Source organism: Poseidonocella pacifica, from assembly GCF_900111875.1.
In the GTDB taxonomy this organism is placed as follows: Bacteria; Pseudomonadota; Alphaproteobacteria; order Rhodobacterales; family Rhodobacteraceae; genus Poseidonocella; species Poseidonocella pacifica.
Genome location: NZ_FOJU01000005.1, coordinates 266,311 through 279,313 on the forward strand (window position 1 = coordinate 266,311; position 13,003 = coordinate 279,313).

Annotated in this window: 14 protein-coding genes; 10 read left to right on the forward strand and 4 right to left on the reverse strand. The window is 62.4% G+C overall.

Annotated features, from left to right (window positions below; all coding sequences use genetic code 11):
* Positions 1–74: 74 nt before the first annotated feature.
* Positions 75–1,103, forward strand: coding sequence for a quinoprotein relay system zinc metallohydrolase 2 (locus BM234_RS15040; protein WP_092066451.1), 1,029 nt, complete (start codon positions 75–77; stop codon positions 1,101–1,103).
* Here the strand turns inward: BM234_RS15040 and BM234_RS15045 are convergent, their stop codons facing one another.
* Positions 1,104–1,712 (reverse strand): hypothetical protein, encoded by a 609-nt coding sequence (locus tag BM234_RS15045; protein WP_092066453.1) that lies wholly within the window; start codon positions 1,710–1,712, stop codon positions 1,104–1,106. It abuts the gene before it with no gap.
* Positions 1,713–1,867: 155 nt separating this feature from the next.
* On the opposite strand from BM234_RS15045, the gene BM234_RS15050 reads away from it, so the two are divergent.
* The 7 genes from BM234_RS15050 to BM234_RS15080 all read left to right on the forward strand — a co-directional run bounded on the left by BM234_RS15050 (position 1,868) and on the right by BM234_RS15080 (position 8,152).
* Positions 1,868–2,995, forward strand: a complete 1,128-nt coding sequence (locus tag BM234_RS15050) for an S-(hydroxymethyl)glutathione dehydrogenase/class III alcohol dehydrogenase (RefSeq protein WP_092066455.1) — start codon at positions 1,868–1,870, stop codon at positions 2,993–2,995.
* On the forward strand, positions 2,989–3,834 hold the full coding sequence (fghA, locus tag BM234_RS15055; protein ID WP_217645990.1) for an S-formylglutathione hydrolase: 846 nt from the start codon (positions 2,989–2,991) through the stop codon (positions 3,832–3,834). The genes BM234_RS15050 and fghA overlap by 7 nt, the downstream gene beginning before the upstream one ends.
* Before the next feature lie 11 nt (positions 3,835–3,845).
* Complete coding sequence (locus BM234_RS15060; protein WP_092066458.1) at positions 3,846–4,247, forward strand: c-type cytochrome; 402 nt, start codon at positions 3,846–3,848, stop codon at positions 4,245–4,247.
* 122 nt (positions 4,248–4,369) lie between these two features.
* Positions 4,370–6,172, forward strand: a complete 1,803-nt coding sequence (locus BM234_RS15065; RefSeq protein ID WP_092066460.1) for a methanol/ethanol family PQQ-dependent dehydrogenase — start codon at positions 4,370–4,372, stop codon at positions 6,170–6,172.
* 84 nt (positions 6,173–6,256) lie between these two features.
* Positions 6,257–6,793, forward strand: a complete 537-nt coding sequence (locus BM234_RS15070) for a c-type cytochrome, methanol metabolism-related (protein WP_092066462.1) — start codon at positions 6,257–6,259, stop codon at positions 6,791–6,793.
* Complete coding sequence (locus BM234_RS15075) at positions 6,777–7,619, forward strand: substrate-binding domain-containing protein (protein WP_092066464.1); 843 nt, start codon at positions 6,777–6,779, stop codon at positions 7,617–7,619. The genes BM234_RS15070 and BM234_RS15075 overlap by 17 nt, the downstream gene beginning before the upstream one ends.
* Complete coding sequence (locus BM234_RS15080) at positions 7,616–8,152, forward strand: PQQ-dependent catabolism-associated CXXCW motif protein (RefSeq protein ID WP_092066466.1); 537 nt, start codon at positions 7,616–7,618, stop codon at positions 8,150–8,152. The genes BM234_RS15075 and BM234_RS15080 overlap by 4 nt, the downstream gene beginning before the upstream one ends.
* Before the next feature lie 81 nt (positions 8,153–8,233).
* Here the strand turns inward: BM234_RS15080 and BM234_RS15085 are convergent, their stop codons facing one another.
* The 3 genes from BM234_RS15085 to BM234_RS15095 are packed head-to-tail and all read right to left on the reverse strand — an operon-like array spanning position 8,234 to position 10,501.
* A complete protein-coding gene (locus BM234_RS15085; protein ID WP_092066468.1) occupies positions 8,234–9,043 on the reverse strand; it encodes a quinoprotein dehydrogenase-associated SoxYZ-like carrier in 810 nt (269 codons plus the stop codon).
* Positions 9,040–9,969 (reverse strand): YncE family protein, encoded by a 930-nt coding sequence (locus tag BM234_RS15090; RefSeq protein WP_342714733.1) that lies wholly within the window; start codon positions 9,967–9,969, stop codon positions 9,040–9,042. Before BM234_RS15090 ends, BM234_RS15085 begins: the two co-directional genes overlap by 4 nt.
* On the reverse strand, positions 9,965–10,501 hold the full coding sequence (locus tag BM234_RS15095; protein ID WP_092066471.1) for an SRPBCC family protein: 537 nt from the start codon (positions 10,499–10,501) through the stop codon (positions 9,965–9,967). Before BM234_RS15095 ends, BM234_RS15090 begins: the two co-directional genes overlap by 5 nt.
* A gap of 310 nt (positions 10,502–10,811) precedes the next feature.
* Between BM234_RS15095 and BM234_RS15105 the strand changes: the two genes are divergently transcribed.
* Both BM234_RS15105 and BM234_RS15110 read left to right on the forward strand, forming a co-directional pair.
* A complete protein-coding gene (locus BM234_RS15105) occupies positions 10,812–12,014 on the forward strand; it encodes an ABC transporter substrate-binding protein (protein ID WP_092066473.1) in 1,203 nt (400 codons plus the stop codon).
* 11 nt (positions 12,015–12,025) lie between these two features.
* Positions 12,026–12,997, forward strand: coding sequence for a YVTN family beta-propeller repeat protein (locus BM234_RS15110; protein ID WP_092066474.1), 972 nt, complete (start codon positions 12,026–12,028; stop codon positions 12,995–12,997).
* The last annotated feature ends 6 nt before the right edge of the window (positions 12,998–13,003 follow it).

Below are 13,003 nucleotides of genomic sequence, written 5' to 3' on the forward strand. Positions count from 1 at the left end.
GCGGCCCTATCAAACTTTGGTCGGGGGTGATGCACGGTTTCGTGTTGCTGCACCGCGGAGAGGGAGGGTTGCAGATGTTCGAGGCGATTATCACACTGTGTCTGGCCAGTGCGCCGGACCACTGCCGGGATTGGTTGATCCCCCAGGCGGGCGCCCCGACGGAGGCGGCCTGTATGGCGCAGGCATCGGGTCTTGCCCCGCCCGAGAGGATGCGCGCCGACGGCGTGGCGCTCTGCCAAGAGGCGCCCCCCGGCCTGCTGATGCAGGAGGTCGCGCCGGGCATCTTCGTGCACCGCGGCGCGGTGGCGGAGCCGGGGCCGGAAAACGAAGGCGGGGTGGCCAATCTTGGCGTCATTATTGGGGAGTCCTCCGTCGCCGTGATCGACGCGGGCGGCAGTCGCACGGTGGCGGAGGATCTCTGGCGCGCGATCCGTGCCCGCACCGACCTGCCCGTCCGACACCTCATCCTGACCCATATGCACCCCGATCACGTGATGGGCGCGGGCTTCTTTGCCGAGGCCGGGGCGGAGGTTATCGGTCATGTGGGGCTGGACCGCGCGCTTGCCGACCGCGCAGACAACTACGCCGAGAGCCTGTCCGCCGCGATTGGCCCTGCCTTTCTCGGCAGCGGGGCTGCGCCCGTGGATATCCCCGTCGAGGGCATGGTGGAGATTGATCTCGGGGGCCGTATGCTGGAGGTTCGCGCGCGGCCTTTGGCCCATACCGGCACGGATGTGACGGTGTTTGACCGCGCCACCGCCACGCTTTTTGCTGGCGATCTGCTGTTCGATGATCACGCCCCGGCCCTCGACGGCTCGCTTCGAGGGTGGAGGGCCCTGCTGAAGGTCATGGGGGGAGAGGCCGCCGCGCGCATCGTGCCCGGCCATGGCGGCCCGGTGCTGGATTGGCCCGAGGGGGGCGCGGCCCTGATCCGCTATCTGGATGTGCTGGCCCGCGATACCCGCGCCGCGCTCGATGATGGGCTGCGGCTGGGGGAGGCAGTGGAGATCATCGGGGCGTCAGAGGCGGGTAACTGGGCGCTGTTCGATCTCTACAACCCCCGCAATGCCACGGTCGCCTTTACCGAGCTTGAGTGGGAGTGATCACTCCAACGCCGCCTGCAACATCTGCGCAATGGCGTATAGGCGTTTCTCGATCAGCACCGGCGTCTCGCAGACATAGGTGAGGGAGCGCTGGCGATCCGTATAGATTCGCTCGTCCCATGCCAACGTCTCCTCCACCTCGTCGATCCGGTCGAAATCCGGCTTGTCGGCCTCCATGAGGCGGGTCATTTCCTGCCGGGCGGATTCAATCGATTCCGACATGGCAATCTGCTGGAAGGAGTAGTTCTCGATCCCCTTGACGATGGCGGTGCGGGTGCGCGCCAACCTGTCGAATGTCCTCTGGAACACCTGCCCGAGCAGTGCCTCGCTGCTGCCATGATCGGCCACGAAGGCATCAAGAGTAGGCTGCACCTCCTCAAGCTCCAGACGCCGCAGAACCAGCCGATCGACCAGATCCGCCTGCGCCTCGGCCGCTTCGGGGGAGAGTTTTACCTCCGCGATGGGAAAGGGCCACATCAGCCCGACAGAGAGCGTTTCGACCTTGCGCTGAATACAGGGCCATGTCGGGTCGGAGAAGTCCGCCGCGTTCGCCGCCCCCGCCAGACAGAGCGCGCCAATCAGTCCTCGGATGAGATGCGATTTGACCATGACTCTTCCTCCCGGCACGGGCCTGTTCCCCCTTCGCAATCGCAGATCGACAGGCTTTTTCTCAATACCAACCAAGGTCGCAGTTGTGAGGTTCCGGACCTGCCATATACTCCCCCCGGACATTGGGAAAAATCGGTAAGCGGGAGGAAATCAACTTGCGCACGCGAGCAGCGGTCGCCCTGGAGGCTGGTAAGCCTCTTGAGGTCATGGAAGTCAATCTGGAGGGCCCCAAGGCGGGGGAAGTCCTCATCGAAATCAAGGCGACAGGACTCTGTCACACGGATGAGTTCACCCGCTCGGGCGCTGATCCCGAAGGGCTGTTCCCGTCGATTCTCGGCCACGAAGGCGCCGGTATCGTTCTGGAAGTGGGCGAGGGCGTCACCACGCTCAAGCCGGGCGATCACGTGATCCCGCTCTATACGCCGGAATGCCGCGAGTGCTATTCCTGCCTTTCGGGCAAGACCAACCTTTGCACGGCGATCCGCAACACCCAAGGGCAGGGCCTCATGCCCGACGGAACCACGCGGTTCTCCATGCTCGATGGCACGCCGATCTATCACTACATGGGCTGCTCGACCTTCGCCAATCACACCGTGATGCCGGAGATTGCGCTGGCCAAGGTGCGTGATGACGCGCCCTTCGACAAGATCTGCTACATCGGTTGCGGCGTCACCACCGGCATCGGTGCGGTGATCAACACAGCGGGCGTCGAGATCGGATCGACCGCCGCAGTCTTCGGGCTGGGTGGCATCGGTCTCAACGTGATCCAGGGTCTCCGGATGGCGGGCGCTGACAAGATCATCGGCGTGGACCTCAACGACGACAAGGAAGAGATGGGCCGCAAGTTCGGCATGACCCATTTCGTCAACCCGTCCAAGGTCGACAACACGGTGCAGGCGATCGTCGACATCACCAAGACCGACAAGGATCAGATCGGCGGCGTGGACTACAGCTTCGACGCGACCGGCAACGTCAAGGTCATGCGCGACGCGCTGGAATGTTCGCACCGCGGTTGGGGTGTCTCGGTCATCATCGGCGTGGCACCGGCGGGGGCGGAAATCTCCACCCGTCCGTTCCAGCTTGTGACCGGACGCGTCTGGAAGGGCACGGCGTTCGGCGGCGCCAAGGGCCGGACTGACGTGCCAAAGTTCGTCGAGTGGTACATGGACGGCAAGATCGAGATCGATTCGATGATCACCCACAAGCTGACGCTGGACCAGATCAACGAAGGCTTCGATCTCATGCACGCGGGCAAGTCGATCCGCGCAGTGGTGGAATTCTGATGTCGCTGGAGGTCGTTTCAGAAAACCGCAGCTTCGGCGGGGTGCAATCTGTCTACAAGCATCCCTCGAGCACCTGTGGATGTGAGATGACCTTCGCGGTCTACACACCGCCGCAGGCCAAACAGGGCCCCGTGCCCGTGCTGTGGTATCTATCGGGTCTGACCTGCACCCATGAAAACGCCATGAGCAAGGGCGGGTTTCAGCAGCACGCCGCCAAGCATGGGCTGGCCGTCGTCTTTCCCGATACCTCGCCGCGCGGCGAGGGGGTGGCCGACGATCAGGCTTATGATCTGGGGCAGGGCGCGGGCTTCTACGTCAACGCCACGCGGGAGCCATGGTCGCCGCATTTCCAGATGTACGACTATGTGGTGTCCGAACTGCGCGCCGAGGTGGAAAACCTCCTCCCCGGCGAGCGGCGGCACGGGATCACCGGCCATTCCATGGGCGGGCACGGGGCGCTGACCATCGCGCTGCGCAATCCTGAGCTGTTTGATTCGGTTTCGGCCTTCGCGCCGATCGCCAACCCGACCCGTTCGGATTGGGGCCGCAAGCAGCTTTCGGCCTATCTTGGGGAAGATGAGGCCGCGTGGTGCCACCACGATGCCACGCTGCTGCTCGAAGAAAAGGGCTGGAAAGACGACATTCTGATCGATCAGGGCGCCGACGACCAGTTTCTTGACCTGCTCAAGCCCGAAGCGCTCGCCGCGGCGATGGCCACCCGCCGTCAGCCCGGTCAGATCCGCCTGCAAGCTGGATATGACCATAGCTATTATTTCGTTTCGACTTTCGCCGGTGACCACGTAGCGTGGCATTCCGAACGTCTGCACGGCTCAAATTGAAAGAGGATCACATGATCGCACGCACGCTTTCCGCCCTTGCCATTCTTGCCGCCGGTGTCACCGGTGCCGCGGCTCAGGATGCGGAATTCGAGATTACCGGCGACGCCGCCAAGGGCGAGCGCGTCTTTCGCAAGTGCATGGCCTGCCATGCGGTCGGCGAGGATGCCAAGCACAAGGTCGGGCCGATCCTGAACGGTGTGCTCGGACGTCAGGCCGGAACGATCGAGGATTTCGCCTATTCCGACGCGATGGTCGAGGCGGGCGCCGAAGGTCTCACATGGACCCCTGAAACCCTTGCTGAATTCCTCGCAAAACCGCGTGATTACGTCAAAGGGACCAAGATGGCCTTTGCCGGTCTGCGCCGCGAGAATGAGTTGACTGATGTCGTCGCCTATCTGGCGCAGTACGAATAGAGGAGGAGGAGACCGACAGACTGAAGACCGGCGGGAGGAGAACTGCCGGACACCGTCATTCGAGTGACCTTGCGGCAAGCATGCGCGACGGATCGGCGGAAAATCAAAAAAGGGAGTAGACCATGAAGAAGCTTTTCGCCTGGACCTCGGTCCTCGCGATCTCGGCAATCGGGGCGGCCTCGGCCAACGAAGCCTTGATGTCAGAGATCGACAATCCCGATCAGTGGGCAATCCAGACTGGTGACTATCAGAACCAGCGGTATTCCGCACTGGATCAGATCAACAAAGACAACGTGGGCGACCTTCAAGTCGCTTGGACCTTCTCGACCGGCGTGCTGCGCGGCCACGAAGGCTCGCCGCTCGTGATCGGCGACATGATGTATGTCCACACGCCGTTCCCGAACATCGTCTACGCGCTGGACCTCGCCGACGAGGGCCGCATCAAGTGGCGGTATGAGCCCAAGCAGGATCCGAACGTGATCCCCGTGATGTGCTGTGACACCGTGAACCGCGGTGTGGCTTATGCCAACGGCAAGATCTTCCTGCATCAGGCCGACACCAAGGTCGTGGCGCTGGATGCCGAAAGCGGTGAAGTGCTCTGGGAAGCCCAGAACGGCGACGCCTCCAAGGGTGAGACCAACACCGCGACGGTTCTGCCGGTCAAGGACAAGATCATCGTCGGCATCTCCGGCGGCGAATTCGGCGTCCGCGGCTCTGTGACGGCCTACAACATGGAAACCGGCGAGCAGGAATGGCGCGCGTATTCCATGGGTCCCGATGAGGATATCCTCGTCGATCCGGAAAACACCACGCACCTCGGTGAGCCTGTCGGCGAGAATTCCGGCACCAACACCTGGGAAGGCGATCAGTGGATGATCGGCGGCGGCACCACCTGGGGCTGGTATTCCTACGATCCCGAAGCGGATCTGGTCTATTACGGCACCGGCAACCCGTCGACATGGAACCCCGCGCAGCGTCCTGGTGACAACCGCTGGTCCATGACGATCATGGCCCGCGACCCCGATGACGGCATGGCCAAGTGGTTCTACCAGATGACCCCGCACGACGAGTGGGATTATGACGGCATCAACGAAATGATCCTTACCGATCAGGAAATTGATGGCGAAGAGCGCAAGCTTCTGACCCACTTCGACCGCAACGGCCTTGGCTATACGCTTGACCGGATCTCCGGTGAGCTGCTCGTCGCCGAGAAGTTCGACCCGGCCGTGAACTGGACCACGGGCGTCGACATGGACCCCGAGTCCGACACCTACGGTCGTCCTGAAGTCGTCGCGCAATACTCGACGGAGCAGAACGGCGAAGACGTCAACTCCACCGGAATCTGCCCGGCGGCGCTTGGCACCAAGGACCAGCAGCCTGCGGCCTACTCGCCCAAGACGGAACTCTTCTACGTTCCGACCAACCACGTCTGCATGGACTATGAGCCCTTCCGGGTCAGCTACACCGCAGGTCAGCCTTACGTTGGCGCGACCCTCGCGATGTACCCCGCTCCGGAAAGCCATGGCGGCATGGGTAACTTCATCGCATGGGACAACATCGCGGGTGAGATCAAATGGTCGATCCCTGAGCAGTTCTCCGTGTGGTCGGGTGCTCTCGCAACCGCGGGCGACGTGGTGTTCTACGGCACGCTCGAAGGCTACCTCAAGGCGGTCGACAGCGAGACGGGTGAAGAGCTTTACAAGTTCAAGACCCCCTCGGGCATCATCGGCAACGTCATGACCTACACCCATGAGGGCAAGCAGTATGTCGGCATCCTCTCCGGTGTTGGTGGCTGGGCAGGTATCGGCCTCGCGGCTGGTCTGACCAACCCGAACGACGGTCTCGGCGCCGTTGGCGGCTATGCAGCCCTGAGCGACTATACCGCGCTCGGTGGTCAGCTGACCGTCTTCGCTCTGCCGGATTGATCAATCCCTGATCTGCGGACCGGCGGCATTGCCCGCCGGTCCGACCCCGTTCATGACCTCAAATCCCAGAAAGGTTCGCGAATAATGGTGCGTCCCGTCAATTCCCTTACCGTGGCGGCCCTCGTCGCCCTTCTTCCCGGCCTCGTCGCTGCCCAATCCTGGACTGACCAGCCGGTCGATCCGTCGGAGCATCAGGAAGAGGTTGCCGTCGATTACGAGGACGAAGGCCGGTACTACACGGCCGATGACGTGCCCACCTATAACATCGCCGAGGACGGCACCGTCGACTGGCTCACCTTTTCCGGATTCCGGCGCTATCACGCGGAATGCCACGTCTGTCACGGCCCCGATGGCGAAGGATCCACCTACGCGCCGAAAATCAAGAATTCGGCCGTCCTGATGGACTATTACGATTTCTACGACACGGTCGTGAACGGTCGCGCCAATGGCAATTCCGTCATGCCCCACTTCGGCGACAACCCGAACGTCATGTGCTACCTCGACGACATCTATGTGTATCTCAAGGCGCGTGGAATGGACGCCGTCGCACGCGGTCGCCCGGCCAAGAAAGCCGCCAAGTCGGAGATGATTCAGGAAGCTGAAAATGCCTGCATGGGCTAGACGCCTCGCAACGACCTGCCTTGCGGTCCTCCTTTCCTCCCATGGGTGGACGGCAACGGCGCAGACCTCGGACCTCGTCTCCACAACGGCGTTCAGGGTCTGCGCCGACCCGGCAAATTACCCGATGTCGACCGAGGATGGTCGCGGGTATGAAAACCGGATCGCAGAGCTTTTCGCCGAAAAGCTCGACCGGCCCCTGCAATACACATGGTTCCCCATGGCCACCGGGTTCATCCGCAAAACCCTGCGGGAGAATCGCTGCGATGTCGTGATCGGCTATGCGCAGGGCCATGAGCTGGTGCTCAACACCAACCACTACATGACCTCCGCCTATGTGCTGATCGTGCCAGAGGACGGACCCCTCACCGGGATCACCTCGCTGTCCGATCCTGCGCTCAAGGATCTGTCCATCGGTATCATCGCGGGCAGCCCGCCGGGCACCCATCTGGCGCGAAACGGGCTGATGGCCAAGGCGCGCGGCTATAACCTCTTTGTCGATCGCCGTGTGGAATCGCCCGCCCCCGACATGCTCGACGATCTGAAGGCCGGAGAGATCGACGCCGCCATTCTCTGGGGGCCGATCGGCGGGCCGCTGGTCAAGGCCGACTACCCCGAGTTCAAGGCGACCGCACTGGTCGAAGAAACCCTTCCGCCGCGCCTTTTCTACCGAATCACCATGGGCGTGCGGCAAGGCGAGAAGGTCTGGCAACGCCGGCTGAACTCGCTCATTCGCCGCCATCAGGATGAGATCAACGCCATCCTGAACGACGCCGGTGTTCCGCTGCTCAACGACATGGGCACAGAGGTGATCGAGGCGGCACAATGATCCGCGCCGTGGCGGCGGCATTTGCCTTTCTCGCCACGGTCGCCTCCGCGCAGGCCCCCGAACCGGACAGCTACCGGATGGATGAGTATCGCGCGCCGGTTCCGGAAACCTTGGCCGGTGCGACGGTCCTGACCCCCACGGAGGCGCATGACCTCTGGACCAGTGGCGCGGCCTTTGTCGATGTCCTGCCCCGCGCGCCCAAACCTGCGAACCTGCCCGAGGGCACCATCTGGCGAGAGAAGCCCCGGCACTCCATCCCCGGGTCGGTCTGGCTTCCCAATGTCGGGTATGGCGCGATTGCGCTCGAAACGGACGCCTACTTTCGATCCGGGCTGGAGGCCGCCACAAAGGGCGACCGCGATGCGCCCCTCGTCCTCTTCTGTCTTGATGAGTGCTGGATGTCGTGGAACGCGGCAAAGCGGGCGCTCGAATACGGCTACACCTCCGTCTACTGGCTCCCCGAGGGGACCGACGGATGGAGCTTTGAGGATTACCCGACCGAGGTGATAGAGCCCGCGCCGCCGGTCGATTGAGGTATGACAAACGTATGCCGTGAAGTCATACACTTGTCATACAAAAGTCATACTCACTTTTCAGGGGCTTAGCCCAAAACCTCAGTATCCGGGCAGGGTGGTTTCCGCGTGGCTCACGGTGCCGTCCGTATCCGTCATCGTGACCGCCGCGCTGCGCGCGTCGCCGGGGACCGACAGGCTCAGTTGCGGATTCTCCGACAGCGAAATGCTGCCCGTCATGCCCACATAAGCGCCCCCGTCGATGTCGATATCGACCGTCTCGACATAGCGCATCGGAATGAACAGCAGCGAGATTTGATCCATCTGCATCCCCGAATGGCTGGGGTGCGAAATATCCACGTCGAGCCGTTTCTGCGGCATTGCAAGCCCGGCCAAACGGTCCCGAAGCGCGCCCCCTTCGGCGGGCAAAAGCGCCAGATCCATCTCGCCCAACGTCATCAGAGCGACCTCAGGATCAGTGCCCGGAGGGGCCGAACAGGCACCCTTGCCGGAGGTTTTCACATAAGCCTCCGCCATATATAGGGTGCCGTCCGTCATCTCCGCCACAACATGCAGTGGTGTAGCCCCGTTGAAGCGCAGCGCCACGTCAAACACGAAACGGGGTACGGGCTCATTGAAATCAAAGACGGCCGATACGGGCATGGGGTTTTCGTCGAGAATGACACTGACCGATCCGATCAGGTGACCCGCCGGGGCGACGACATGCGCGGCGACCTTCGTGCGGGCGTCGTCGTCGGTCCGATAGGGCGTGTCGATCCGGATGAGATCCGCCCCGTCGAGCAGTGTCCTGTCGCCGAACACGTCCCGCGCCAGATCGGGCCAGATGGCCTCCGCAGCGTGGGCGGGCAGGGCGCCTGCAAGACAGACGGCGATGCTGGCAAGACGCATCATGGCTTGTCCTCTCGTGCAATGAAGCGCCCGAAAGCGCGAGGCCCGTCCCCCGTTTCGATCTCCCCCAGAACCTCAAGGGTTCCCGCGTCGATCAGGGTCACGGAATTCGAAAACCAGTTTGCCACAACGATCCGCTCCCCGTCACCCGTCACGTCGATTCCCTCGGGATATTCTCCCACGTCGATCTGGCGGATGACCTCAAGATTTTGCAGGTTTATGACACTGACGCTGTCGGAATACTGATTGGTGACAAAGGCTTGCCCCTTGGCGAAGGCAACCCCATAGGGCCGCTCCCCGACCGGGACGGTGCCGATCACTTCGCCTGCCTCGGGGTCGATGACTGTGACGTCATTGGTGCCCACATTGCCCACGAAGAGCCGCCCATCTGGGGCGAATCCAAGCCCGAAGGGGCGCTCGCCGGTTGGCACGACCCCCCGGCTTGAGAGGTCCGACAGGTCGAAGATCGACACCTGATCCGCATCTCGATTGGCCGCTGCCAGAAGGCCGCTCTGGATGGCCAGCCCCGCCGGCGCGCTTCCCGTCTGCAACGTGTCGATCACGGTGAGCGATAAGGCATCGAGCACCCAGATACGTGCATTGTACCAGTCGGAGACGAAGACCCGCCCGCCCTTCAGATCAAGCGCGATTCCGATTGGCCCCCCATCAAGCAACACCTCGGCCAGAACTTCGCCGCTGCGCGTATCGATCCGCCGGACGGTCTTGCTTTCGGGGGAAACTGTGAAAGCCTCGGTCCCGTGCGCGACGACGCCCGCGGGCTGTCCGGGAACGGAAATGCGACGCAGTTCCGACCTGGTTTCAAGGTCCAGCACGGAAAGATCGCTGCTGCTTTGATTGGTGATGTAGGCCATTTCCCCCGCCGCGACGGGCGCGGCAAGGAGGCTCAGGAAAAGCGTGAGGGCCTTAATTCGACGCTCCGAACCGTTCGGCCAGCGCGGAAAGTCCCGCTTGGAAAACGCCTGTCACCGCTGCAATGGCCGCTTCGTCGCTCAGGTGCTCTGGCGGATCGTTGTTCGGGTAGCCGCGATAGAAGGCACCGCGCCATTCCACCAGCGATCCATCCCCCGATGGCTTGACCGTGAGGTGCGCGGAATAGTTCGATACCGGCAGGACCTCCACGGCCACATCGGTGATGCGATAGGAATAGGTCATCTTCTCCGCGTCGTACTTGTAGAGCACTTCCGCGATGGTGGGATCGCCCTCGCCCTGCAGGGTGAGCACCCGCGTCGCGTCGATCTCGTTGCCGCCGTCCCCTTGGGTAGAGGCGACCGCCGGGTGCCACGACATGTCCTGAAAATCGCCGATCACGGCCCAGACCTCAGCGGGCGAGACGGGGAGTTCCTGTGTCAGGGTCACTTTCTGGCGGGTCGGCCCGTGGGCCATGGCCAGCCCCGGCAGCAGTGCGCTGAAGATCACGGCCAGAAAAGATAGTCGTCGCATCGAAGTCCTCACTCTTGAAAGGTGGTTTTGTTCATGGTGATCGCGCCCGCAAGTCGCGCGCTTTGCCTCAGGCAGTTGGTCGGTGCGCGCCTCACAAATCTCAACCCGTTCAGATCGAGAAACGCACGCCGTTGGCGGGTGTCTCGCCGTATGGCGATGGGCAGAGATGTGATGAGCCGGGCTGACATTCCGCCAGCCTACGCCTGTGCCGGGCGGGTGCAATCAGCCATAAGTATCGGTTGGCCCCGGCGCCCCTTCTGCCAAACTCGCAGACGGGGATTGCCCGTCGGGAAAATCCCGCGAAGACGGGATGGGAGGATTATCGGTGCGACACGGATTGGTCGGGCTTTTGCTTGGCGCTTGGGCGCTTGTCTTGGGATCTGCCGCGAGCGCGGTGGAGGTGAGCTATGCGGTGCTGCGCGTGGATTACCCCGTTCTCGCGCCGATTTCCCGGCTGGAGCGTATTCCCGTGGATATGGGCTTCGCCGGCGCTGAACTCGCCAATCAGGACAACCAGACAACGGGCCGCTTTCTGGGGCACACCTACACCCTGACGACTGTATCGGCCGCACCTGATGACGCGCCCGCCGCGATCGATGCCCTTATCGAAGAGGGTATCCAGTTGATCGCCGTCCTTGCACGGGACGAGGATTTCCTTGCGCTTGCAGATCGGGCCGGGGAAGAGGCCCTGATCTTCAACGCGGGGGCGGGGGGCAGCGCGCTTCGGGATGATGCTTGCCGTGCAAATGTCATTCATGTCACCCCAAGCGATGCGATGCGCGCCGATGCCGTTGCCCAGTTCGCCATGTGGAAGAAGTGGCCCCGGTGGTTCCTTGTAGCCGGATCGAACCCAGCGGATATAGAGCTTGCCGAAGCCTATCGCCGGTCCGCGCGGAAATTCGGTGCGAAGATCGTCGAAGATCGCACTTTCGAAGATACGGGAGGCTCTCGTCGCGCCGATACCGGCCACGTGCTGGTGCAAAGACAGATCCCGGTGTTCAGTCAGGATGCGGAGGACCATGACATCGTGATCGCGGCGGATGCTTCGGACGTTTTCGCGCCCTACCTGCCGTTTCACCTGTGGGATCCCCGCCCGGTGCTGGGCGCGGCCGGTTTGCGGCCCGTGACCATGCATCCAGCGCACGAGGCGTGGGGCGCGACCCAGTATCAGACTCGGTTTGAGGATCTGACCGGTCGGCGCGTTCGGGAAGAGGATTATGACACATGGCTGGCGCTTCGGGTTGTCAGCGAGGCGGTGACCCGCACTGGCGTGTCCGACGTGCCCGCGCTGCGCGACTACATCCTGTCGGATGACTTTGAACTTGCGGCCTTCAAGGGGGTGCCGGTCACTGTGCGTCCCTGGAACGGTCAACTCCGCCAGCCGATTCTGCTATATGATGGCCGAATTACCGCCAGCGTCTCCCCGCAGGATGGGTTCCTGCATCAGGTATCACCGCTCGACACCCTCGGGATCGACCGGCCAGAGACGGCCTGTACGGCCTTCGCAAATTAAGGGAGCACACCATGCGCCATCTTCTTCTCTCGACCGCCCTGCTTCTCGCTGCTGGCCCTGCATTGGCCAACAAGATTTTCGTCAGCAACGAAAAGGGCAACACCGTTACGGTGATCGACAGCGAAAGCTGGGAAGTGCTGACGGAATTCGATGCGGGCAATCGGCCTCGCGGCATCACGATCAGCCCGGATGGGACGCATCTTTATGTTTGTGCGTCGGATGACAACCTCGTGCGGGTCTTTGACACGGAAACCTATGAAGAGTTGCCCTCACTGCCTTCGGGTCCGGACCCTGAACTCTTCGTGCTGCACCCGTCCGGCAACCCGCTTTACATCGCAAACGAGGACGACAACCTCGTGACCGTAACAGATGTCGAGACCCGGCAGGTCCTCGCCGAAGTCCCCGTGGGGGTGGAGCCGGAGGGCATGGGCATCAGCCCCAATGCCGCCTTCGTGGTCAACACCTCGGAGACGACGAACATGGCCCATTTCATTTCCACCGACGACTATCAGATCAAGCACAACATCCTCGTGGATCAACGGCCCCGCTATGCGCAGTATACGGACGACGGCACCCGGCTCTTCGTTTCGTCGGAGATTGGCGGCACCGTAAGCGTCATGGATATTGCTGAGGATGGCACGCCGACCCTGGCCACCAAGATCAGTTTCGAGGTGCCGGGCGTTCTGCCCGAGTGGCTGCAACCGGTCGGGGTCAAGGTGACGAAGGATGGCTCGCGCATCTTCGTGGCGCTCGGTCCGGCGAACCGCGTGGCGGTGATCGATGGCGAGAGCCTTGAGGTGCTCGATTACATCCTCGTCGGGCAACGGGTCTGGCAACTCGCCTTTACCCCCGATGAGAAGTATCTGCTGACGACGAACGGAAATTCCAACGACATAACGGTGATTGACGTCGCCGGTGAAAAGGCCTTGCGTTCCATCCCGGTTGGACAGCAACCTTGGGGCGTTGTGGTTTCACCCAACTAATGGAGA